The sequence below is a fragment of the Alcanivorax sp. 24 genome (genome assembly GCF_004360225.1).
Classification (GTDB): domain Bacteria; phylum Pseudomonadota; class Gammaproteobacteria; order Pseudomonadales; family Alcanivoracaceae; genus Alloalcanivorax; species Alloalcanivorax xiamenensis.
On record NZ_SNUA01000001.1, the window covers coordinates 437,422 to 460,704 of the forward strand.

Annotated in this window: 23 protein-coding genes; 14 read left to right on the forward strand and 9 right to left on the reverse strand. The window is 60.8% G+C overall.

Annotated elements, in window-relative coordinates:
• Window positions 1–4 precede the first annotated feature (4 nt).
• Together E0L37_RS01940 and hemE are read left to right on the forward strand one after the other, a co-directional pair.
• On the forward strand, window positions 5–1,426 hold the full coding sequence (locus E0L37_RS01940; RefSeq protein ID WP_133490124.1) for an FAD-dependent oxidoreductase: 1,422 nt from the start codon (window positions 5–7) through the stop codon (window positions 1,424–1,426).
• Window positions 1,427–1,572: 146 nt separating this feature from the next.
• Window positions 1,573–2,646, forward strand: coding sequence for a uroporphyrinogen decarboxylase (hemE, locus tag E0L37_RS01945; protein WP_133490125.1), 1,074 nt, complete (start codon window positions 1,573–1,575; stop codon window positions 2,644–2,646).
• A 362-nt stretch (window positions 2,647–3,008) separates the two neighbouring features.
• Here hemE and E0L37_RS01950 read toward each other — a convergent pair whose 3' ends face one another.
• The 5 genes from E0L37_RS01950 to E0L37_RS01970 all read right to left on the reverse strand — a co-directional run bounded on the left by E0L37_RS01950 (window position 3,009) and on the right by E0L37_RS01970 (window position 7,157).
• On the reverse strand, window positions 3,009–3,467 hold the full coding sequence (locus tag E0L37_RS01950) for a YiiD C-terminal domain-containing protein (protein ID WP_133490126.1): 459 nt from the start codon (window positions 3,465–3,467) through the stop codon (window positions 3,009–3,011).
• Window positions 3,467–3,814: a 4a-hydroxytetrahydrobiopterin dehydratase gene (locus tag E0L37_RS01955; protein WP_201303843.1), complete on the reverse strand. Its 348-nt coding sequence runs from the start codon at window positions 3,812–3,814 to the stop codon at window positions 3,467–3,469. Before E0L37_RS01955 ends, E0L37_RS01950 begins: the two co-directional genes overlap by 1 nt.
• Window positions 3,815–3,890: 76 nt before the next feature.
• Window positions 3,891–5,120 carry an acyl-CoA dehydrogenase family protein gene (locus E0L37_RS01960; RefSeq protein ID WP_133490128.1) on the reverse strand — a complete coding sequence of 410 codons (1,230 nt, stop codon included), beginning with the start codon at window positions 5,118–5,120 and terminating at the stop codon, window positions 3,891–3,893.
• Between the two features lie 582 nt (window positions 5,121–5,702).
• Window positions 5,703–6,377 carry a 2-phosphosulfolactate phosphatase gene (locus tag E0L37_RS01965; protein WP_133490129.1) on the reverse strand — a complete coding sequence of 225 codons (675 nt, stop codon included), beginning with the start codon at window positions 6,375–6,377 and terminating at the stop codon, window positions 5,703–5,705.
• 105 nt (window positions 6,378–6,482) lie between these two features.
• Window positions 6,483–7,157 (reverse strand): ComF family protein, encoded by a 675-nt coding sequence (locus tag E0L37_RS01970; protein ID WP_240687409.1) that lies wholly within the window; start codon window positions 7,155–7,157, stop codon window positions 6,483–6,485.
• Between the two features lie 81 nt (window positions 7,158–7,238).
• Here E0L37_RS01970 and bioB point away from each other — a divergent pair, with 81 nt between their 5' ends.
• The 5 genes from bioB (at window position 7,239) to bioD (ending at window position 12,006) form a co-directional block, all read left to right on the forward strand.
• A complete protein-coding gene (gene bioB, locus E0L37_RS01975) occupies window positions 7,239–8,396 on the forward strand; it encodes a biotin synthase BioB (protein WP_133490131.1) in 1,158 nt (385 codons plus the stop codon).
• Between the two features lie 4 nt (window positions 8,397–8,400).
• Window positions 8,401–9,576, forward strand: a complete 1,176-nt coding sequence (gene bioF, locus E0L37_RS01980) for an 8-amino-7-oxononanoate synthase (RefSeq protein WP_133490240.1) — start codon at window positions 8,401–8,403, stop codon at window positions 9,574–9,576.
• 122 nt (window positions 9,577–9,698) lie between these two features.
• Entirely contained in the window at window positions 9,699–10,529 is an 831-nt protein-coding gene (bioH, locus tag E0L37_RS01985) for a pimeloyl-ACP methyl ester esterase BioH (RefSeq protein ID WP_133490132.1), read from the forward strand.
• Window positions 10,530–10,537: 8 nt separating this feature from the next.
• A complete protein-coding gene (locus E0L37_RS01990) occupies window positions 10,538–11,374 on the forward strand; it encodes a methyltransferase domain-containing protein (RefSeq protein ID WP_133490133.1) in 837 nt (278 codons plus the stop codon).
• Complete coding sequence (gene bioD, locus E0L37_RS01995; RefSeq protein ID WP_133490134.1) at window positions 11,374–12,006, forward strand: dethiobiotin synthase; 633 nt, start codon at window positions 11,374–11,376, stop codon at window positions 12,004–12,006. The genes E0L37_RS01990 and bioD overlap by 1 nt, the downstream gene beginning before the upstream one ends.
• Window positions 12,007–12,038: 32 nt before the next feature.
• On the opposite strand, the gene E0L37_RS02000 is transcribed toward bioD, so the two are convergent.
• Both E0L37_RS02000 and E0L37_RS02005 read right to left on the reverse strand, forming a co-directional pair.
• Window positions 12,039–13,169 carry an alpha/beta fold hydrolase gene (locus E0L37_RS02000; RefSeq protein WP_133490135.1) on the reverse strand — a complete coding sequence of 377 codons (1,131 nt, stop codon included), beginning with the start codon at window positions 13,167–13,169 and terminating at the stop codon, window positions 12,039–12,041.
• A gap of 110 nt (window positions 13,170–13,279) precedes the next feature.
• Entirely contained in the window at window positions 13,280–14,194 is a 915-nt protein-coding gene (locus tag E0L37_RS02005) for a LysR family transcriptional regulator (RefSeq protein WP_133490136.1), read from the reverse strand.
• A gap of 454 nt (window positions 14,195–14,648) precedes the next feature.
• On the opposite strand from E0L37_RS02005, the gene E0L37_RS02010 reads away from it, so the two are divergent.
• The 7 genes from E0L37_RS02010 to E0L37_RS21840 all read left to right on the forward strand — a co-directional run bounded on the left by E0L37_RS02010 (window position 14,649) and on the right by E0L37_RS21840 (window position 20,517).
• Window positions 14,649–15,821: an iron-containing alcohol dehydrogenase gene (locus E0L37_RS02010; protein ID WP_133490137.1), complete on the forward strand. Its 1,173-nt coding sequence runs from the start codon at window positions 14,649–14,651 to the stop codon at window positions 15,819–15,821.
• Window positions 15,822–15,870: 49 nt separating this feature from the next.
• The gene (locus E0L37_RS02015) at window positions 15,871–17,103 is read left to right on the forward strand and encodes an ABC transporter substrate-binding protein (RefSeq protein ID WP_080531626.1); all 1,233 of its coding nucleotides are present in this window, start codon (window positions 15,871–15,873) and stop codon (window positions 17,101–17,103) included.
• 93 nt (window positions 17,104–17,196) lie between these two features.
• Window positions 17,197–18,066 carry a branched-chain amino acid ABC transporter permease gene (locus tag E0L37_RS02020; protein WP_080531625.1) on the forward strand — a complete coding sequence of 290 codons (870 nt, stop codon included), beginning with the start codon at window positions 17,197–17,199 and terminating at the stop codon, window positions 18,064–18,066.
• 2 nt (window positions 18,067–18,068) lie between these two features.
• Window positions 18,069–19,064 (forward strand): branched-chain amino acid ABC transporter permease, encoded by a 996-nt coding sequence (locus E0L37_RS02025; protein WP_063139826.1) that lies wholly within the window; start codon window positions 18,069–18,071, stop codon window positions 19,062–19,064.
• On the forward strand, window positions 19,057–19,827 hold the full coding sequence (locus E0L37_RS02030) for an ABC transporter ATP-binding protein (protein ID WP_133490138.1): 771 nt from the start codon (window positions 19,057–19,059) through the stop codon (window positions 19,825–19,827). The genes E0L37_RS02025 and E0L37_RS02030 overlap by 8 nt, the downstream gene beginning before the upstream one ends.
• Window positions 19,814–20,110 (forward strand): ATP-binding cassette domain-containing protein, encoded by a 297-nt coding sequence (locus E0L37_RS21835; RefSeq protein ID WP_255433108.1) that lies wholly within the window; start codon window positions 19,814–19,816, stop codon window positions 20,108–20,110. The genes E0L37_RS02030 and E0L37_RS21835 overlap by 14 nt, the downstream gene beginning before the upstream one ends.
• A complete protein-coding gene (locus E0L37_RS21840; protein WP_255433109.1) occupies window positions 20,089–20,517 on the forward strand; it encodes an ABC transporter ATP-binding protein in 429 nt (142 codons plus the stop codon). Before E0L37_RS21835 ends, E0L37_RS21840 begins: the two co-directional genes overlap by 22 nt.
• Window positions 20,518–20,564: 47 nt before the next feature.
• Here the strand turns inward: E0L37_RS21840 and E0L37_RS02040 are convergent, their stop codons facing one another.
• Entirely contained in the window at window positions 20,565–22,163 is a 1,599-nt protein-coding gene (locus E0L37_RS02040; RefSeq protein WP_205655563.1) for an acyl-CoA synthetase, read from the reverse strand.
• 18 nt (window positions 22,164–22,181) lie between these two features.
• Window positions 22,182–23,276, reverse strand: coding sequence for a phosphotransferase family protein (locus E0L37_RS02045; protein ID WP_080531622.1), 1,095 nt, complete (start codon window positions 23,274–23,276; stop codon window positions 22,182–22,184).
• Window positions 23,277–23,283 lie beyond the last annotated feature (7 nt).

Genomic DNA, 23,283 nt, shown 5'->3' on the forward strand with positions numbered 1-23,283 from the left:
CGACATGGCTGAACGTTTAAGCAATAACTTCCAGTTTCTCGATGTCCCGCGGCACGATCCGAAGAAGAAAGACATCGAACTGCGCAAGCACAAGTACGAGGAAATCTACTACCCGTTTGAAACCCGGGAAGTGGAGCATCAGGCCCATCGGTGCCTGCACTGCGGTAACCCGTACTGCGAATGGAAATGCCCGGTACACAACTATATTCCCAACTGGCTGAAACTGATCAGCGAAGGGAATCTGATGGAGGCGGTGGAGCTGTGTCACCAGACCAACTCCCTGCCGGAAGTCTGTGGCCGCGTGTGCCCGCAGGACCGTCTCTGTGAAGGTGCCTGTACCCTGAACGACGGTTTCGGCGCGGTCACCATCGGCGCCACCGAGAAGTACATCACCGATACCGCACTGGCCATGGGCTGGCGCCCGGACATGTCCAAGGTGGTGTGGACCGACAAGAAAGTCGCCGTGATCGGTGCCGGCCCGGCGGGTATCGGCTGTGCCGACGTGTTGGTCCGCAATGGCGTCAAGCCGGTGGTGTTCGACCGTTATCCGGAAATCGGCGGTCTGCTCACCTTCGGTATTCCCGAGTTCAAACTCGAGAAGCCGGTGATGGCTAAACGCCGTGAAGTGTTTGAAGGCATGGGTATCGAGTTCCGTCTCAACACCGAGATCGGCACCGACGTCACCATCGATGAACTGCTGGATGAGTTCGACGCCGTATTCATGGGCATGGGGACCTATACCTACATGAAGGGCGGGTTCCCCGGTGAGGACCTGGATGGCGTGCATGAGGCGCTGCCGTTCCTGATCTCCAATGCCAACCGTAACCTTGGCTTTGAAAAAGACGCCGCCGATTTTATCGACATGGGCGGCAAGCGCGTGGTGGTGCTCGGTGGTGGTGACACCGCCATGGACTGTAACCGCACCTCCATTCGCCAGGGCGCCGACAGCGTGGTGTGTGCCTACCGCCGGGACGAAGAGAACATGCCGGGCTCCCGCAAGGAAGTGGCCAACGCCAAGGAAGAAGGCGTTCGCTTCCTGTTCAACCGTCAGCCCATCGAAGTGGTCGGCGAGAACGGCAAGGTGGTTGGCGTGAAAGTGGTGGAGACCAAGCTGGGTGAGCCGGACAACAATGGCCGCCGCCGCCCGGAGCCGATCCCGGGCAGCGAGGAAGTGCTGCCAGCCGATGCGGTGATCATTGCTTTCGGCTTCCGCCCCAGCCCGGCGGACTGGTTCGAGCCCCAACGTATCAATCTGGATGACTCCGGCCGCGTGCTGGCGGCGGAACAGCAAGCGTTCCCGTTCCAGACCAGCAATGAGAAAATCTTCGCCGGCGGCGACATGGTGCGCGGTTCCGACCTGGTGGTGACCGCCATTTGGGAAGGCCGGGAAGCGGCCAAGGGTATTCTCGACTATTTGGATGTATAAAGGCGCTTTCACGCAACACGCCCGCACGCAACACGCTAAGGGGCCTGCTTTCGCAGGCCCTTTTTCTATATGATGCGATAGTCTTTTTATGCTTTGCGTGTTCGCGTGCCAGCGTGTTGCGTGAAAACGCTTTTCAAGGAATCCCCATGACCCACGCCCCGCTCCAAAACGACCGCTTCCTCCGCGCGCTGGCCCGCGAACCCGTGGACCGCACCCCGATCTGGATGATGCGCCAGGCCGGGCGCTATCTGCCGGAATACCGTGCCAGCCGGGAGACGGCCGGGTCGTTCATGGATTTGTGCCGTAACGCCGAACTGGCCTGCGAAGTAACGCTGCAACCGCTGGAGCGCTACCCGCTGGACGCGGCGATTCTGTTTTCCGACATTCTCACCGTGCCGGACGCGATGGGGTTGGGCCTCTATTTTGAAACCGGAGAGGGGCCGAAATTCCACAAGACGGTGCGCACCGAGCAGGACGTGGCGGCGCTGCCGGTGCCGAACGCGGAGAGTGACCTGGATTACGTCATGCGCGCGGTTTCCACTATTCGTGGCGCGCTCAATGGGCGGGTGCCGCTGATCGGCTTCTCCGGCAGCCCCTGGACGCTCGCCACCTACATGGTGGAAGGTGGCTCCAGCAAGGACTTTCGCCACCTCAAGGCGATGATCTACAGCCAGCCGGAGGTGGCCCACGCGCTGCTGGAGAAACTGGCCCTGGCGGTGACCGATTACCTTAACGCCCAGATTCGTCACGGTGCCCAGGCGGTGCAGATTTTCGATACCTGGGGCGGGACCCTGTCCGCCGAGGCCTACCGGGAGTTTTCCCTGGCCTACATGCAACGCATCGTCAACGGCCTGATCCGCGATCACGAAGGCCGCAAGGTGCCGGTGATCCTGTTCACCAAGAACGGCGGCTTGTGGCTGGAAGCCATGGCGGATACCGGTTGCGATGCCTTGGGGCTGGACTGGACCGTGAACATCGGTGACGCCCGCCGCCGGGTCGGCGAGCGGGTGGCTCTGCAAGGCAACATGGATCCGGCGGTGCTGTACGCCGATCCCGCCGCCATCCGCACTGAAGTGAAGCGTATCCTGGACGATTTCGGCGATCATCCGGGCCATATCTTCAACCTGGGGCACGGCATCACCCCCCATGTGGACCCGGAACACGCCCGGGCCTTCATTGAGGCGGTGGTGGAGTTGGGCGCCAAGAAAGACGGCCCGTGAAGGGCCGTTAAAACTAGGAAAAAACAGCAAAAACAAGGAACGCATGTCGACCGTTTGGATGCGGTAACGGCGCCATGCAATTGCCACCTTACTCCTGTTTGTGCATAAGAAAAACCCCTGGCTACGAAGCCTCCGTGGGAGGTCCCCATGGTACTTGGCAAGCTCACTGATATGCCGCCACGCTAGCACGCCATTCGCCAGCAGGCTGGCTCCCACGGATCATGCTACGAAGCCGCTGTGGGAAGCGGCCTTGGCCGCGAATGCCCCGCTGGCCGTTGGCCATTCGCTTGCCAGCAAGCTTCCCACAGCGGCTTCGTGGCGATCTGTGAATTCATGCTGAATGAGCCTGGCTTTCCTTTTGCTTACTGACCAATCCGTCGCAACTGATAAAGATTCCGGGTGGTGGCCACCACCTCGCCGTGGCTGTCCTTGAGTTCGGTGTCCCAGGCGAAGTCGCATTTGCCATTGGCCTCGGCTTCGGCCTGAATTCGCTGAACATCCTCCTCGCTGATGCGGACTTCCACTTCGATATCGGTGGTGGCCGGGCGTCGGAAGCGGATCTGCATGTCCTTGACGATGGGGTAGAAGCGGGAGGTATCGAAGCTGGTCATGTAGATCACGCCGCCGGGCAGTTCCGCCAGGGTATAGAGCGCCCCGGCGTACATAGTGCCCACGTGGTTGTGGTTTGGGGCCAGCGGCATTTTCATCCGGCAATAGCCCCGGTCCACTTCCAGGGTTTCCACCCCGCACCTTTCCACGAAGGGGAAGGCACGGCCGGCGTGGGTTTGGATCTGTTCCCGTTGTTCTTCGCTCAGGGTCATTAACCGGCTCTCAGATAAAGTTGATCGGTCTTCGCCGCGCAGATGAAGTCATTTCGGTGCAGACCGTTGATCTTGTGGGTCCACCAGGTCACCGTCACCTTGCCGTACTCGGTGAGCAGGGCAGGATGATGACCTTCTTCCTCGGCCATGGCGCCCACCTGGTTGGTGAACGCCAGAGCGTCATTGAAGTCGTGGAAGGAGTATTGGCGTTGCAAGCGTTCCTCGCCGTCTTCCTCAATGCGCTTCCAGTCCGGAATTTCCTCGGCCAGGGTCTCGGCCTCCTGGTCGCTGATCAGGGGCGCATCGGCACGGCAGGCCTCGCAACGCTGTTGATGCAGAGACATGATGAGGCTCCTTGTAGGGGTTGCGGGTCATTTCCAGATTAGTGCATTGGCACGGTGCTCGCATCCGTCTTTCCGGTGATCAGCCGCGGCCCAGCAGATCCCGGGCAATGGCGATCACCTGCATTTCGTCGGTGCCGGCATAAATCTGCAGGATCTTGGCATCGCGCATCAACTGCTCCACCCGGGACTCGCGCATGTAGCCATAGCCGCCATGGATCTGCACCGCTTCGGTGGCCACTTCCATGGCGGCCTGGGCGGCATAGAGTTTCATCGCCGAGGCCTCGGCCAGGGTCATCTGTTTGCCGGCGCCGGTCAGGTCGATGTAGCGGAACACCATGTTCTGCAGATTGCCGCGGGCGACTTCCATCTTCGCCAGCTTCAGCTGGATCAATTGATTCTCGCCGATGGCACGACCGAACTGGACTCGCTCGCGGGCGTAACCGACCGACAGTTCCAGAGCCCGCTCCACCATGCCCAGCGCCATGGCGGCGACGCCGGCCCGTTCCTGCATGAAGGTGGACTTTGCGCCGGAACGGCCATAGCTGGTTTCGCTACCGCCAAGCAGGCGGTCCACGCCGACTTTGACGTCATCGAAAAACAGTTCTCCGGTGGGCGAGGAACCGATGCCCATCTTCTTGAACGGTTTGGACTGGGTCAGACCTTCCATACCGCTGTCGAGGATGAAGGAGACGATTTTGCGGTCCCGGGGCTCAATCCCTTCTTCGTCCAGTTTGCAGATCAGGATGATGGTGTCGGCGTAGGGGCCGTTGGTAATCCAGGTTTTGGAGCCGTTGATGATGTAACCGCCATCGCCGTCACGGCGGGCCACGGTCTTCATCTGGCCGAAGGCGTCGGAGCCGGAATTGGGTTCGGAAATGGCCCAGGCGCCGATCTTCTCCATGGTCAGCAGGGGAAGGGCCCAGCGTTCTTTTTGTTCCAGGGTGCCTTTGCTCATGATGGCGCCACCGGCCAGGCCCATGGACACGCCCATGGCGGTGACCAGCCCCTGAGCGTGGCGACACAGCTCAATGGTGGGAATCAGACGTAGAGCCGCCTGTTCGGCCGCGGCGGAGGCGCTTTTCTTGCCCTCCTCCTGTTTCGGTGTGCCGGCCTTTTCCCTGGCGATCTGGCGTTCGAAGCTCTGCCGCGCCATTTCGTCCATGCCGAAGGTTTTGATCATCTTGCGCAGGATGTCGTAAGGCGGGACGCCGTTGTATTCGATGTCGTCCAGATTGGGCACCACTTCCTTGGCGATAAAGTCGCGCACCATTTTCTGGATCATTTGTTGTTGTTCGTTCCACTCGATCATGACACTGGGGATCCTGAGGCTCTTGGGTTCCACTGACATTAGCAGTGTCCCGATGGCGGGTCATTGATCTGGAGTGGTGGCGGAATTGGCGGAAATGGTCAGGGGGTGAGCGCTGGATGCCAGATGCTTAAGGCATGGGGCGTGACGCCAGACGCCAGACGCTAAAGTCAAAACCCGGGACTGCCAAGCCGCTATATTCGCCAGCAAGCTGGTCTCCCACGGATCATGCCACGAAGCCGCTGTGGGAAGCTTGCTTGCAAGCGAATCGCCAATGGCCCAGGGCATTCGCGGTCAACGGAGCGCCGCCCGGACCTCTTCTCACAGCGGCGCTGTAGCCCCCTCTGAATGGAGGTCTTCGAGGTAACCGAGCAATACGGGAGCCCCCGCCGGAGCGCCCCTTCCCTCTAAACCGCGAGGAACCATAAAAAAGGCGTTTTAGAGCTTGCCAGGGCGCTGGGTCTGGTTTTGCATTGCCGGCGTCCGGCGTCCGGCGTCCGGCGTCCGGCGTCCGGCGTCCGGCGTCCGGCGTCCGGCGTCCGGCGTCCGGCGTCCGGCGTCCGGCGTCCGGCGTCCGGCGTCCGCTCAGCCCACCCTGTCGATCCGTGGCAGCGGCTCGAAGCTTACCTTCATCACCAGCCCATCATCCCCGGCGTTGCTACTGGCCATGTGAATATCCTCGGGGCGCAGGCGCGGGTGGCTGCCGTCGAAGAACTTCCGTGCCGCGAAGGCGTTACGGGTGCGCTCCTGGGCCTGTTCCAGGGTGATGCCGTCGCCGCCCAGCAAAGCCCGAATGTACTCGGCGCAGGCCACGTCCTCGTCCCCGGTGGGGTGGGAAGCCACCAGCACCACCGACGGTGGGGCTTTTTCTTGAATATAACGGGCGGTGGCCTCGGCATTGATCAGCGCCGCCACCAGCACCTCCCGGCTGTCCCGTGCCCGCAGGGTGGCGGTGACGCCGTTGGTGGTGCGCAGGATCATGGTGCGGTCCGTCACGTCGCTGTTGGCGATTTCCCAGGGGGAGTTGCCGTAGTCAAAACCCTTGATCGGCAACGCCTGCACCTCGCCGGCCAGCAGTGCCTGGGGGTGGTGCTCGCGCAGGGCGAAGGCTTCCTCCGCCGTGGCCACCGGCAAAATGTGATCGAGACCGCCGACGAACGCCTGATGGCTGGTGGTAAAGGCGCGGATCACATCAATGATCACGGTGATGCCGTCGATATTGTGTGGCGGATTGTGGCCTTGAGCGATGCTGATTTTCATGGCGCGAGCGGATCCCTCGAATGGAGCAAGCGCGTATTGTAGAGCCTGGTGCCGCCGACGGCACCCTCAATCAGGACCCGGCCTGGTCATGGCCGGCGCTGAGCGCTAGCAGGTCCGTGACAGCACCCAGACCCGCACTTCGGCGGCACCGGCGGCCAGCAGTGTGGCGGCGGCTTCGCGGGCGCTGCCGCCGCTGGTCATGACATCGTCCACCAATAACAACCGGAGCCCCCGGACTGGCGTCTGGATAGTGAAAGCGCCGTGCAGATTACGCAGCCGCTGGCGCCGGCTACTGCCCTGCTGATGCGCGGTGGCCCGCTGTCGGCGCAGGGCGGGGAGAACCGGCCTGCGCCAGAGTGGGGCCAGCAGATGGGCCAGACGCTCCGCCTGATCAAACCCGCGCCATAGCCGCCGGCGCCAATGCGCGCTGATCGGGCACAGGACATCGGCTTGCGCCCAGGGCAAAGGTCGCTGCGCCAGTAAGTGCGCGAACGCGCGCTCCTGGTACAGCTGACCATGGTGCTTATAGGCGGTAATCAAGCGATCCAGCGGGAAATCATAACGCCAGTCACAATGGGTGGTGGTGAAGGGAGGCGGTTGTTTCAGACAACGCCCACAGAGGGTGCCACAGCCACCGGCGGGATCCGGCAGGCCACAGCGACACAGGGTGGCGGGCAGACGGCAGCGCTGCTCCAGGAACTCCTGGCAGGGCGGGCACAGCGGCGCCCCGGCGCCCCGACCACACAACAAGCAGATCGAGTTGGGATGTTTTTTAACCAAATGTAAACTTTGGAAATGCTTCATGGTTGACAGGGTGCCCGGGGCTGCCTAGCCTTTGGGATCTCAAGAAGGAGAACCAGCATGACCGTAGCCGCCGCCAACGCCCAGACGACTTCTTCCCGAACCGCTGTACGCCATGACTGGCATCGGGGTGAGATCGAAGCCCTGTTCGCCCTGCCCTTCAATGATCTGATCTTTCGTGCCGCCACTGTGCACCGGCAGTTCTTCGATCCCAACGCGGTGCAGGTGAGCACGCTGCTGTCGATCAAGACCGGCGCCTGCCCGGAAGACTGCAAATACTGCTCCCAATCCGGTCACTACAACACCGAGCTGGAAAAGGAAAAGCTGCTGGAAGTGGCGCGGGTGGTGGAAGAGGCCAAAGCGGCGCGGGACAAAGGCGCCTCCCGGTTCTGCATGGGCGCTGCCTGGCGCAGCCCGCGGGAAAAGGACATGCCCTATGTGCTGGACATGGTGCGTCAGGTGAAGGCGCTGGGCATGGAAACCTGCATGACCCTGGGCATGCTGGATGAAAATCAAGCCCGGAACCTGGCCGAGGCCGGCCTCGACTACTACAACCACAACCTGGACACCTCGCCGGAGTATTACGGCCAGGTGATTACCACCCGCACCTACAATGACCGCCTGAGCACCCTGGCGAATGTGCGGGATGCCGGCATGAAAGTGTGCTGTGGCGGCATCATCGGCATGGGTGAGAACCGCGATGACCGGGTCGGTCTGCTGCAACAACTGGCCAATCTGCCCCACCATCCGGAATCCGTGCCGATCAACATGCTGGTGAAAATCGAGGGCACACCGCTGGCGGACGTGGACGATCTGGATCCGCTCGAGTTCGTGCGCACCGTGGCGGTGGCCCGCATTCTTATGCCGGAATCCTATGTGCGGCTGTCCGCCGGGCGTCAGGAAATGCATGACGAAGCCCAGGCACTCTGCTTCCTGGCCGGTGCCAATTCCATCTTCTACGGTGAGCGACTACTCACTACCGACAACCCGGAAGCGACCCACGACCGGCAGTTGTTCCAACGTCTCGGCATCCATCCGCTGGATCCTCGCCACGAAGCCTCCGACGAGGCCCACGAAGAGGCGCTGCGCGCCCAGGTGGCGGAGCAGCAGGCAGAGGAGCAGGGGCTGTTCTACGATGCGATGAGCAAGCGCCCCGCCAAGCATGTACTGGACCGCGACACCGGCCGGCCCACCGCCGGCGCCACGCTTGACTCCTGACCCCATGGGGTTCGATCTGCGGGCGCGGCTGGTGGAACGCCGCGCTCAACACCGCTATCGCACGCCACCGCTGATGAATGCCGCCTGCGGACGTACCGCCGTGGCGGACGGTCGGGAATACCTCAACTTCTGTTCCAACGACTATCTCGGCTTGGCCGGTGATGCGCGTATCGTCGCCGCGTTCCGCGATGCCGCCGATCAATGGGGGGTGGGCAGTGGCGCCTCCCATCTGGTGTGTGGGCATCAGAGCCCGCATCAGGCTCTGGAAGAAGCGCTGGCGGAGCATTGCGGGCGGCAGCGGGCGCTGTTGTTCTCCAATGGCTACATGGCCAATCTGGGGGCCGTGACCGCTCTGGTCGGCCGGGGTGACGCGGTCTTTCAGGATCGCCTGAACCACGCTTCGTTACTGGATGCCGGCCAGCTCAGCGGCGCCCGTTCCCGCCGTTTCGCCCATAATCAGCCGGATGCCCTGGCCAGCCTGCTGGCGCGCAGCGACGCGGCCCGCAAGCTGGTGATCACCGACGGCGTCTTCAGCATGGATGGTGACGAGGCGCCCCTGCGCGCCTATCTGGACGCCTGTGAAGCGCATGACGCCTGGCTGATGGTGGACGATGCCCACGGCCTCGGCGTGCTTGACGAGGCCGGGCGCGGCTCGCTCTGGCATCAGGGCGTGCAGGACCGGGTGCCAGTCTACATGGGCACGCTGGGCAAGGCGCTGGGCACCGCCGGCGCTTTCGTGGCCGGCTCCGACGAACTGATCGAAACCCTGATACAATTCGCCCGCACGTACGTCTACACCACCGCCATGCCGGCGGCGGTGGCCGCCGCTACCCTGGTCAGCCTGGATATCGCGCGCCGGGAAGCCTGGCGCCGGGAAAAACTGACGGCGCTGGTGCAGCGTTTCCGGCGCGGTGTGGCCGGGCTCGGCTACACCCTGATGGACTCGGCGACGCCGATCCAACCCTTGTTGGTGGGCGAGGACGCCGATGCTCTGGCCCTGAGCCAGCGTCTGTGCGCCAACGGTCTGCTGATCAGCGCGATCCGGCCGCCGACCGTGCCCGAAGGGCAGGCGCGGCTGCGGATCACCTTCTCCGCCGCCCACGAGGAGGCGGATGTGGACCGGTTGCTGAACAGCCTGGAGGCCGCTTGCACGCAACACGCTGACACGCCGGCACGCTAAGAATGGAAGGACCAGAGAGGCCGCACATTATGAAGCAAGTTCGCCAGGCAGTGAGAGGGCAGGTTTTTGTGTTTGCGTGCAAGCGTGTTGCGTGCAAGCGTGCGAGCGCCAGGGTGTAATCCATGCCCCGTCTCATCCCCTTTCACAACACCTACCGCTGTACCGGCAAGGCCGGTGAACAGGCCGAGGACCTGGTGCTGATCCATGGTTGGGGGCTGCACGCCATTGTCTTCGACGACATCGTGCCGGCTCTGCTTGAGCACTTCCGGGTGACCGTTGTGGACCTGCCGGGCATGGGCCAGAGTCCGTTACCCAATGACGAGTACACGCTGGATTTTCTGGCTGACCAGATTGCCTCGGTCATGCCGGAACGGGCCCATGTGCTGGGCTGGTCCCTGGGCGGGCTGGTGGCGCTGAATTTGGCGCAACGCCATGCTGAACGGGTGGTCTCGGTGGTAACGGTGGCGACCACGCCGCGTTTCACCCGCGCCGACCACTGGCCGCGGGCCATGCGCCCGGCGATTCTGCGGACTTTCGCCGAGGTCTGTGAAGAGGATTTCGAAGGCACCCTGGTACGCTTTCTGGCGCTTAACTGCAAAGACAGCGAGAACATGCGGGAGGACGTTGCCCGGCTCAAGGAAATCCTCTACTTTTGCGGCCTGCCGGCTCGCCGCGCACTGATCGAAGGACTGGTAATCCTGGCGGACACCGATCTGCGCGAGGCCCTGTCGGCGCTGAGCCAGCCCCTGCTGATGGTGTTCGGCGAACGTGACAACATCGTGCCGGTGACCCTGGTGGATGACATCCGGCCGCTGCTGAATGAACACGGGGAAACCGCGGTGATCGAGCGAGTGTCCCATGTACCGTTTCTATCCGCGCCGGAGCGCTTCTCCGCCGTGGTTCTCGATTTCTATCGGCGTCACGGCACCGTTGCCAGCGCCGCCGACTGGTAATGACCGTAATGTCTTCTGCTTTCAATCCATCCGCTGGGTATGAGCCCGCCGTCACCTCCTCCACGGCCACCAAACGGGCGGTAGGGCGCCAGTTCGGCCGGGCCGCGGCCAGTTACGACGCTCACGCGGTGCTGCAGCTGTCCTGTGCCCGCAGTCTTCTGGCCATGGCGCCTGAGTCTCTGCCGATCCCCCGGGCGGCGGATCTGGGGTGCGCCACGGCGCCGTTGAGCCGGCAGCAACAGGAGCGCTGGCATGAAGTGCGCTGGCTGGCCCTGGATCTGGCGCCGGCCATGCTTCAGGAAGCGTCCCAGCGAGGCCGTACTGGCCGGCTGTTTTCACCAGTGTGCGCCGATGCCGAAGCCCTGCCGCTGCCGGACCGTTCCCTGGGACTGGTGTTTTCCAGCTTTGCTCTGCAATGGTGTGATCCGGCGGTGGTGATCGCCGAAGCCGGGCGGGTGCTCGCCCCCGGCGGCCATTTGTTGCTGGCGGTGCCATTGCGGGACTCACTGCAGGAGCTATCCGAGAGTTGGAAAGCCGCGGATCGCCGCCCCCACGTCAATGATCTGCCGACCATGGTGCAGTGGCACGACGCCCTGGCCACGGAAGGATTGTCCACGGTAACTCAGCAAACCCTGACGGTGACCCAGCACTATCCCGACGTGCGTGCCATAGCCCGTACCCTCAAGGCCACGGGCGCCGATCATGTGCAAGGTGGTGGTGGTGGTCTCACTGGCAAGCGTGCCTTCCGTGCCATGCTCGATGCCTACGAAACTCTGCGCACCCGGGACGGTCTGCCGCTGACCTGGCGGGTGCTGTTTCTGCATGCCAGCAAGGAGAGGCTCTGATGCCCGCGCTACCGGCCCTGAAAGGGGTGTTTTTCATCACCGGCACCGATACCGAAGTGGGCAAGACCTGGGTCAGTTGCCGGCTGCTGGAACGGGCCCGGGAGGCCGGCTTGAGCTGCTACGGGCTGAAACCGGTGGCGGCGGGCTGTGAGGAAACACCGGAAGGGTTGCGCAACGACGACGCCGTCAACCTGATGGCGGCCTCATCGGTGCAACTACCCTATGATGTGGTCAACCCGGTGGCGCTGAAAGCCGCCATCGCGCCGCACATCGCCGCGCAACAAGAAGGGCGCCGGATCACTTTGGCCCAACTGGCCGGCTATGTGCGTGGTGCGATCAGCAGTCATCCGGCGGATCTGATCCTGGTGGAAGGCGCCGGCGGCTGGCGTGTGCCTTTGAACGATCACGAAATGCTCGCGGGTCTGGCGGTGGAATTGTCCCTGCCGGTGATCCAGGTGGTGGGGATGAAACTCGGCTGTATCAATCACGCCATCCTCACCGCCGAGGCGGTCCAGGCGGACGGTTTGCGCTATACCGGAACCGTCGCCAACTGCTTCGGTGACATGGATGTGCGCGAAGAAAACCTGCTCACCCTGCGTCAGCATCTGCCCGGGGCTTTTACCGTCATCTGAAGGAAAGGCCGGCCTGCTTGAAGTTACGCCGATCACCCATCGCGCTCCACCAACCACTGTGCCACGCGCGGCCAGCTTTCCTGCTGCGCTTTGCCGCCGCCGAGAATGGCCATATGTCCGCCGCTCACCGACAGGCACTCGACATCGGTGCTGCTCACCAATGGCAGCATGGCCCGTGAGCATTCGGGGGTGACGATCATGTCGGTGGGGCTGGTGATGTTCAACATGGGCACCGTGACTTGGCTCAGGCCGCCTTCATCACTTTCCATGGGCAGCCGGCCTTCGGCCATGACATTGTCCACCCACAGATAATGGATGATGTCCTGAATCACCGCGCCGGGGTACGCCACCATGTCGTCCAGAAAAGCGCCGTTGGTGGCGTGATTGCTCACATAGTCGTGGTCGTCCAGGTGGCGCAACAGGTCCAGGTAGCCCTTGAGGCTGGCCACCGGACTGGTCAGTTTGAACGCCAGACTGTTGAGCCAGCCCGGTGAGCGGAACCAGCCGGGAGAGAGTTCATGGGCGCGCCAGCCGGTACGGTGCCGCAGCCAGCCCAGGGTACGGCTGATGCGTTGATACTGGCGGCCGAGGACACCGTTGCGGTGATAGTCCGTAGGGGTGCCAACCAGAACCAGATTGGCGATGTCCGGATCACGTCCCAGCGCGCAATAGCACAGACTGAACAACCCACCGAAGCTCCAACCATGCAGATTCAGGCGGCGCTCGCCACTGTGCTCGCGTACCCGTTCCAGCAGGGCGGGAAAGCGTTCGGAAAAATAATCGGCCAGCCCCTGATGGTCGTTCTCCCGGCCCGGACGTCCCCAATCGACCAGATACAGCTCGAACCCCCTGGCGCGCAAGTAACGCACCAGACTGCGTTGCGGGAACAGATCGTAAATCAGCATGTTCACTGCCAGCGGCGGCACCAGCACCAGGGGGGTACGTTGCCGTTGCGTGCTTACCACCAGCTCGCTGCCGTCCTCCAGCGGGATAGCGGTTTCCGTCAGCGGTGGGTAGTAGCGCAGCCGGGCCAGCCCGTCGTCATGGATGACTTGAAAAGGCGTGGTTTGCGCCTGAATCAGAGGGCGCGGACGGGTGATCCATTGACGGGCGTTGTCGAAGGTAGCGCGGGCGGTGTCCAGGGTGGGAACGGACAGCGGCATGAAACAAGCCTCCGTAAATAGGGAGGCGCAGTGTACGGCGTGGCTCTGATGTCAGCACTTGCCGTATCGACGGAGCGGACCGGCGTCCCCGTCAAACGGCGGGAGGGCCGTCAATCTGGCAACAGTCGGGAGCAGCTCTCGGCAAACTGGCTCATGATCAGCTGCCGCATCCATCGGCTTGCCGGGTCCATGGTCACGCTTTTCGGCCAATAGAGATTCCAGAATAAAGGCGGCACCTTGAGCGGCGCCTCGGTGATATACAGGCCGGTGGTTTCCGCCAGCATTCTCGGTACCGTCCATAAAAGGTCGCTTTCCGCGGTGATGTTCGCCGCCACCAGGTAGTTCTGAACGCGCATGGAGATATGACGCTGCTCCCCGAGAGCGTGCAGGGCCACATCCACTTGTCCGCGGCCGCGCTTGCGGCTTGAGACGTGAATATGGTCGGCGCCGAGATAACATTGCAGGGACAGCGGGCCCTTCGCCAACGGATGGCCGTGGCGCATGGTGACGACGTAAGGCAATTCGGCAAGGAACGCCTGGTCCAACTCCAGGGAGTTGATGTCCGGTGCATCGATCAATAAATCCAGGCCGCCGGATTTAAGGTCCTCCTCGCCGATACGGCGATCCACGTAATAGGTGCTGAGCGCCACTTTAGGGGCCTGCTCACGTAATTTCTCGCGCAGCCCGGGAAGTATCAGAGCCTGCCCCAGATCATTCATGCCAAGGCGGAATTCCCTTTCCGAAAGCTCCGGTTGAAAACGTAGATTTTCTCCCACACTGCGGCTGAGCAGGTCCAGAGCCTGGCGCACATCCACGATCATGTTTTCCGCCACTGGAGTGGGCACCATCCCTTCGGGGCCACGTACAAAGAGAGGGTCATCAAAGGTCTCGCGTAGCCGCCGGAGCGCGTTGCTTACCCCGGACTGGGTAATATTCAAATGGCGTGCAACCTTGGTTACACGGCGCTCACGGTACAGCGCTTCAAAGACAATGAACAAGTTCAGATCTATGCGGTTCAGTCTCATGGTTCTGTCTTTATTTGATGTATTTGTGATGAAAATGATGGCGTATTTCAAAAAGTGATTTGAGCCCGCCTGCCGCGATTACTACTCTTCCAAAAAGTATAAGCGTGAAATCAATGGCAGGTTGGATGCAAAAATGAATACCGGAAACCCTCTCAAAGTCCTTATGCCCGTGCCGAATAAGCATGCAGGCGCCTCTCTCGCTTATCGGAAAAAATGGGGTGCCATTGATATCGCCAGCTCTTCCCTTGTGAATTCACATCTTATGAAGCGTGCCTTTTCCCGGTTTGACCGGCGTGGTCGCGCTTGCCGGAAGCGGGCGCGCGCTAATTCAATTTAACTCTATTTTTTCGATAAAAAAAGCGGACCTTTCGTTCTGCAATAAAGCAATGGGAGGCAGGCTTTGTGGTGCGAATACGGTGAGGGGCGTTGCCGTCGGTTTCGGAGTGAGGCGGATATGAATTCAGGTTGGTACCAGTATATTGCCCAGGACCGTGTTGTCTGGGGCGTTCCCGCCGGGGAGGCGGTACGTTCCGAAGTGGAGCGTCTTGGTGCCGAGCGTGTTTTCATCATTACCGGCAGAACGTTGAACAGAGCGACGCCGGTGGTTGACGGTATCAGACAGGCTCTGGGCGTAAAAAGTGTTGGCGTATTCGACGGCTGCCGTGAGCATACGCCCCGCCAAACGGTGATCGAGGCCGCCGCCGCGATACGACGCGCCGGACCGGATCTGATCCTGTCCGTGGGCGGTGGAACAGTCATCGACACCGCCAAGGTGGTTCTCGTGGCGCTGGCGGAAAACGTGGTCGATGTGGCGGGTCTGGACCGCTGCCACATAACCGTTGATGCCTCGGGTGAGCGGCGGATTCCTGATTTGCGGGCGCCGCCAGTTCGTCAGATCGCGGTCCCTACCACCCTGTCCGGTGCCGAGTTTTCCTGTCTGGGCGGCGCCGTGGATGAGCGGCGGCATGTCAAGGATGGTTACCATGGCGCCGCTTTATGCCCCGCGACGGTGATCATGGACCCGGCCGTCACTCTGCCAACACCTGAACGCCTTTGGCTATCGACCGGGATCCGCGCGCTGGATCACGCGGTGGAATCCCTCTGCAGCCGTTCGCCGGCGCCACTGGTGGATGCCTGCGCCTTGCACGCACTGTCGCTTCTAAGTGAAGCCTTGCCTCGTAATCGGCGTGCGCCCGAGGATCTGGACGCACGGCTGCGGGCTCAGCAGGGCGCCTGGCTGGCCTCCCAGGGCATCCTGCGGGTCGATTATGGCGCCAGCCACGGCATCGGTCACAGCCTCGGTGCGGTCACCGGTCTCAGTCACGGCTATACCTCCTGTGTATTGCTGCCGGCGGTACTGCGCTGGAATCGTGGACAAGGGGAAAACCGCGCCCGCCAGAAACGAGTCGCGGCATCTATGGGGCGTACCGACGGCGACGCGGTTAGCGCCGTGGAAACTCTGATCAAAGATCTGGGACTGCCTGTCCGGCTGCGGGAACTGGAGGTTGATCCGGGTTGCTTCGAGTCGGTGGCGGAAGGCGCCATGGGCAATATCTGGGTCAATACCAATCCCCGGCCGATACGTACCCGGGAGGACATTGTCGCCATTCTCAACGCCGCCTATTGAGCGGCGTCCACGAATAATGACGTTATTAGTAAAACAAAGGTGGTGAATCATGTTTCTGATCAAAAAGAACTGGAAAAAATGGACGACAGCGGCCTCGCTGGCGGCCTTGTTCGCGGCGCCGCCGGCATGGGCTGATGATCTTGATGCCCCGCAGGGTGTCACCGACACGGAAATCCGCATCGGTCATCTTGGCCCGCAGACCGGACCGGTAGCGGCTTACGATAAAATCCGAATGGGTATCCAGTCCTACTTCAAGCACGTCAACGAGAATGGTGGAGTGAAGGGGCGAAAACTGCGGTTGATCGCCTATGACGACCAGTATCAGCCTGGCCGGACAGTGCAGCTGACCAAGCGTCTGGTGGATGAGGACAAGGTGTACGCCATGCTTGGCAATGTGTGTACTCCTTGCAATGTGGCGACCCGGCGGTTCAATGAACGCAGTGGTATTCCCATGCTGATGACCAGCTCTGGCTCCAAGCAGTTCGTTGATCCGCCTATCGCCAACTATATGGGTTCCAGCCTGGCCAATTATGAATTCGAAGCCCGGGTTTTGACCAACTATATTGCCACGTCTCTGAAGGCGAAGCGGGTGGTTGTTGCTTACCAGAACGACGACTACGGGAGCCCGCTGGCGGAGGCCGCCAAGGAAGCGTTGAAGGAGTATCAGGATGTGGAGCTGGTCGGTGAAGTGAATTTCCAGGCGGCGGATTCCGATCTGAGTACTCAGGCCCAGCGTATTCGCCAGGCTGATCCGGACGCTATACTGGCCTTCTCAACGCCGGCTCCGGCGGCGCAGCTGAAAAAAGCACTTTATAACATCGGATTGTCCGAGCCGGCTTTCCTGGTGTCCTCGGTTGGCGGTGACTCTGAAACGATGTTCGACCTGGCCGGGAAGGAGGTATGGAACGGTACCATTTCCAGCGCGGTTTTACCCAAGCCGGATCAAAGCGACGACGAAAGCATCAAGCAGTACATAGAACAGTTTGGCAAGGACTACCCGAAGGTGGCGCTTGCCGACTGGGGACAAACCGGGTGGGCCGCGGCGGAGGTGCTGGTTGAGGCGTTGAGACGTAGCGAGACACTGAGCTGGGATGATTTCCTGAGCGCTTTCGATTCGTTCGATAACTGGACCGGTTCCATGTACGCCGGGGTCAGCTTTTCCGAACATAACCATTATGGACTGACCTCCATGTTCATCACCGAAGCCAAGGATGGGCATATTGTTCCGATTTCCAAGCCGATCACCTTTGATCCGGTGACGGGGCAGATCAGCGGCGGTTGAAGAACAGTGTCGCTCGCAGTAGGCGGCCCCGCTCTGCCTCGGCTGATAGCGGGGCCGCATTAAGAAGAAAAACATCTCGGGAGGTATGTCCGCATGGGACAGATCGTAGTAAGCGGCCTGATCTTCGGCTGTGTCTATGGGCTCGCGGCGCTTGGCCTGGTGCTGATTTTCAGAACCACCGGTCTGGTCAACTTTGCTCATGGCGAGATGGCCATGGTCAGCTCGTTCGTGGCGTTCTCATTACTGACAAACTTTGAATTACCCTACTATGGGGCGTTTCTCGCCGCCATTGCGTTCTCGGCGTTTTTTGGCATCGCGGTGTTCTGGGTGCTGATACGTCATGTCAGTCAGGCATCCCATCTTAATCAGCTGGTGATGACACTGGGTGTGTTTCTCGCCATACATGGCGCGGCGGGACTGATTTGGGGCCACACCCCCACCAGTTTCCCCAAGGCGGTGGAAGGTAAATCCTTCTCCATCGCCGGTGTCTTCATCACGCCCAACGAAATCTTTGTGTTGGTGATCACCTTCCTGCTCTCCATGATTCTCTTCGTCCTGTTTCGCTACACCCGGGTGGGGCTGGCGATGAGGGCCTCTTCGCAGGATCTGGTGGCGGCGCGGCTTATGGGTATCAATGTCAATGCCGTATTTCTGGCGACCTGGGCCGCGGGTTCCGTGTTGGGCGGCATTGCCGGCCTGTTGACGGCGCCCTTCACGTTCCTCGGGGTGTCGATGATGTTCAATGTGCTGATCATGGCCTTCGCGGCAGCCGTGCTGGCCGGATTCATGAGCTTGCCCGGGGCGGTGATCGGCGGACTTATGATCGGCGTATTCGGCAATCTGGTGAGTTACTACTGGGCGCCGGAAATGGCTCTGGTTTGCACCTTCGCACTAATCGTCGCGGTTCTTTATATCCGCCCGCAGGGTATCTTCGGTGACGCCCCGACCATGAAGAAGGTGTGACAATGAAAAAAGTATTTGATCGGCGGTGGTTCGTATCCCTGCTTGTACTGGTTTTGCTGGCATTTCCATTTCTGGTCGGTCAGTCCTCGTACTTCATGGGACTGGTGGTCACCATGGCGATTTATGCCATTGCCGCCATGTCCTTGAACCTGTTAACCGGTTACGGCGGCCAAGTGTCCATAGGTCAAGGCGGCTTCTTGATGATGGGGACGTATTCAACTGGCGTTCTATCAACGACTTTCGGCTTGCCGATCTGGTTGGCCTTGCCGTCGGCGGGCGTCATTGCCGCGCTGGTGAGTCTGGTGATCGGGCTGCCGGCGGTACGTCTGAAAGGCCATTTTCTGGCGGTGGCAACGCTGGGGTTTGGATTGTCCATTCCGGAAATTGCGTTGAATTGGAAGTCGGTGACGGGAGGCTATTCGGGCCTGCCTTTGATGCGCCCGGAATGGGCATCCGATGACCTGACGTTCTTTTATGTCATTCTGATGCTCACTTTCCTGGTGACCTGGGTGCTGATGAATATCGCCAACAGCCGGCTCGGGCGGGCATTCCTGGCGATCCGGGACAGTGAAATCGCCGCCGCGGCCACCGGTATCAATGTTGCCGGCTACAAGACCGTCATGTTCATGATCAGCGCCTTCTTCACCGGCCTGGCCGGCGGTCTGTATGCCTATTGGATTCAATACATAAGCCCGAATGACTTCACCATCATGGCCTCCTTCTTCCTGTTGGCGATGATCGTGGTAGGTGGTTTGGCGTCGATATGGGGCGCCATTCTGGGCGCTGTCCTGTTTACCGGGATTCCTCACTTCTCCGATGCTTACGTCGGTGTCACCAATTTGGTCATCGGGTTGGCCGTGGTGCTGGTGATTCTGTTCCGTCCGGCCGGGCTTGTTTCACTGGGTGAGTTCTTCCAGCGGAGGAAACAGCGTCCGTCCGGTGAGACACCTGTGGAAAAGGTACCAGGGCAGGATTTCGAGGAGGCCGACAATGCTTAGTTTCGATCGCCTGACGGTCCGTTTCTCTGGTCTTACCGCCGTGTCCGAGCTGTCCTTGCGGGTGGAAAAGGGAAGCATCCATTCCATCATCGGGCCTAACGGGGCCGGCAAGACCACGGTGTTCAACTGTATCAGCCGGTTCTATACGCCGGCGTCCGGATCGATCAGCTTCGAAGGCACTGACCTGGGGCGGCTTAACCCTCATCAGATTATTGGCCTGGGTATTGCCCGCAGCTTTCAGAACGTGGAGCTGTTCTCGAAAATGACGGTCATGGACAACTTGCTCACCGGCCTGCATTCCCGGTTGAATCACAATCTTCTGAAAATTTGTTTCAACCTCCCCTCTATCCGGCGTACGGAAGCGGAGGCCCGCCGAAAGGCGGACGCCGTGCTGGAGATGTTCGGCCTGTCTCACTGCGCCAATGAACGTGTTGAAAACCTGCCGTATGGGTACCAGAAGATGGTGGATATCGGCCGGGCGGTCATGGTCGAGCCCCGGCTGATACTGCTGGATGAACCGGTGGCGGGAATGAACACCTCCGAAACCGGAGGTCTTTCCCGACTGATCCGAAAACTGCGCGATGATATGGGGATCTCGGTATTGTTGATTGAGCATGACATGTCGTTGGTAATGGACATATCCGATCGCATCACGGTAATGAATTTCGGTGAAAAGATCGCCGAAGGGAGCCCGTCGGCGATCCAGAACGACCCGGCGGTGATCGAGGCCTATCTTGGGGAGGTGGACGATGTTGAAGCTTGATGATGTCAGCCTGTACTACGGGCGGGTGCATGCCTTGCGGGGTATTTCCCTGGAGGTTCCTGAAGGGCGGATCGTCTCATTACTGGGCGCCAATGGCGCCGGCAAGTCGAGCACCTTGAAGGTGATTTCCGGCTTGTGTGCTCCGCAAAGCGGCGACGTGCGGTTGAACGGAGAATCCGTGCAGGGACGATCCTGCGGCGACCTGGTCAAGAATGGCGTCATTCATTGCCCCGAGGGCGGCGGGTTTTTCCGCAGTTCACCGTGGAGGAAAATCTACGTGTAGGCGCCTACCGCCGTATTGGCAACAAGGATGTCGACGAAGACATGGAGACGGTGTTCGGCTATTTCCCGCGCCTGAAGGAGCGTATGCAACAAAAGGCGGCGACGCTGAGCGGCGGTGAACAGCAAATGCTGGCCATTGGCCGTTCATTGATGGGCAGGCCCAGGCTGTTGCTGCTGGACGAGCCTTCGCTGGGCATCGCGCCGAAGCTGGTGATGGAGATTTTTGAGATTCTCAAGCGGATCAATAAGGCCGGCACCGCTATTCTGCTGGTGGAACAGAACGCCCATATGGCGATCAGGATATCCGACTATTCCTATGTGTTGGAGAATGGCCGCATTGGATTGGAAGGCGACTCCGCCGAAATCAGTCAGCGGCCGGAACTCAAGGAATTGTATCTGGGCGGTTGAAGAGAGGGCTCCTGTTCTCCCTCCCCCGGGCCGGGGAGGGGAACGGGTCAGGCAAATTCCGCTTGTTTGAGCAGGCGGCGCTGTATCTTGCCGGTGGCGGTCTTGGGCAGATCCTCCACGAAGGCGATTTTGCGAGGGTATTTATAAGGCGCGGTGAGTGCCTTGACGAAAGTTTGAATCTCCCGCGCCAACTCGTCGCTGGCCTGATAGCCTGGTGACAGAATGATAAAGGCTTTCACCACTTCACCACGATCCGGATCAGGGCTGGCGGCGACGGCGCATTCATGGATGGCCGGGTGTTCCAGTAAAGCGTTTTCCACTTCCACCGGACCAATGCGGTAACCCGCGGAGTTGATAACATCGTCACCGCGTCCCTCGTAATAAATGTAGCCGTCTTCGTCCATATGTGCGTTGTCACCGGTGATGAACCAGCGTTCTCCATTGGCCTCCACATAACTGCTGGCGCTTCGCTCCTCATCTTTATAGTAGCCGAGCATGATTTGCGGGTTGGGCGTCTTGATTGCCAGACGGCCGGTTTTGCCCGGTGGCAGTAACCGGTCCTGTTCGCCAAGAATGGCCGCTTCCACGCCGGGCAGAGGCCGCCCCATGGAACCCGGTCTGACCGGCATGGACGGATAATTCAATACCGTCATCAGGGTCTCGGTCTGGCCATAACCATCCAGCAACTGAGCGCCGGTGCGGTCACGCCAGGCGTGCACGATGTCCGGGTTTACCGCCTCCCCGGCGGAGACCGTCAAGCGCAGCCGGTTCAGGTCCCGGTTTGTTGTATCCTCGAGCAGAAGACGGCGCAGTTCGGTGGCGGACGCGCAGAAAACGCTGACCTGATAACGCTCCAGCAGTGCCAGTCGTGATTCCGGGTCGAAAGGGCCATCGTGGAACAGGACGGCGCTTCCGCAGCTCCAGGGACCATAAAGAATGCTGGTGCCGGCTTTGCTCCAGCCAGTGTCGGCGGTACACCACATCAAATCATCCTGGTCGAGCGACAGCCAGTACCAGGCTGATCCGCGCCAACTGAACAGGGCCGCACTGGAGTGCAACACCCCTTTTGGCATACCGGTGGAGCCGGACGTATAGAACAGGATGGCGGGATCCGTCATGCGCAGCGGGACGGGCGAAAAATCCTCGGCGGCGGCGGCCACGGCCTGATCGAAATCAAGCCAGCCCTCTGCTTCGCCAACACTGATACGGACTTTGAAATGATCTCCGAACTTGGCGGCGTGTTCCGCGGTGGTGATCGCGGCGATGGCGCCGGAATGCTCGCGGCGGTAGCGGATGTCTTTCTCGGTGAGCATGGTGACACAAGGAATCGGTATGGCGCCCAGTTTGTTACAGCCGACCATGGCGATCTGCCAATGGGGCAACCGGGGCAGCACCACCAGAACGCGGTCGCCCTTTTTGATGCCGTGGGAGGCAAGCACATTGGCGAACTGGTTGGTGAGACGTTTAATGTCGGCGAAGCTGTAGATCTGCTCCTGGCCGTGTTGATTGGTCCAGATCAGTGCGGTTTTTTCCGGCGTACGCGCCCAGTAGTCGACCACATCGCCGCCGAAGTTGAAATGGTCGGGAAGCTGCCATTCGAATTGGGAGTGGGTTTTTTCGTAGTTATTCATCGGCATGCGTTGCATCGGCCTGCTCCTTCTCACTTAAAAATACTGGCCCCGGCTAACATCCAGGGCGAATGAACACAATTCCCGGGCGAGTTGCCCGAACTCAACGCCGGAGTCGTTGTCTTCTCCGTTCAGAGTTTTGCGCTGGCATATCTGCTGAAACACCACGGCACTGCGCAGTAGTGCCAGTACCCGGAAATAAGTCAGGGACGTCAGTGTGGTCCCGGTCAGATTCTGGTAGAGAGTGGCGGCTTGTTCGCGGCCGGGGAAGCCGTCACCGGCGGTGGGCATTTGATTCAGGGCGTGCATACAGGGCGGGTCGTCGCGCTCGGTCCAGTAGCTGAGGAGCACCCCCAGGTCATAGAGCGGGGCGCCCCGTGTGCCCATGTCCCAGTCGATCACCGCCACTGGTGACAGGTCGTGTTCACGAAGCAGCACGTTGTCGAGTTTGAAATCATTGTGGATAAAACAATGACCTTGATCCGCGGGTATCCGCTGTTGCAGCCATTCAATCAGCCGGATCAGATCCGCCGGCGGGTGGTTGCTCCAGGCCAACCGGGCCCGCTCAACCCAGCCGGTCAGGGTGCGCTGAATGAAACCGTCCGGTTTGCCCAACTGGTCCAGACCAACACGCTCGGGAGGAACGGCATGCAGGTCCGCCAAAAGGCGAATCAACAGGGTGCCCAGATGCGATCCCAGCGGGACCTCGCCGCGCCAGTTTTGCCGGATCGTTTCCGGGATCTGCCCGCCGATGCTGAGGCCGGGCCGGTATTCCATGATGAAGAACCGGGCGCCCAGCACCTCGCTGTCCTCACAATAATGTAAGGCCCGTGGTGCCAGCGGGTAAGCCTTTGGAAGCCGGGACAGGATCAGACTTTCACGGGCCATGTCATTGGCGCCAGGCGGTATTGGTCCCGGGGGCGGGCGGCGAAGCACCGCCCATTGCTGATCAAGGCGAATCAGATAATTGAGGTTGCCGAAACCGGTGGCGAATTGGCGGGGCGGGATATCGCTATCGAAGTCCAGTCCCTGGCCGTGGAGATAATTTGCCAATCGCCGCCAGTCCTGAGGGTACTGATTGCGCGCATCGTGAAAGTGCGCTTCTGTAACAGTGTGAATCGTATTGGACATGCCGCCT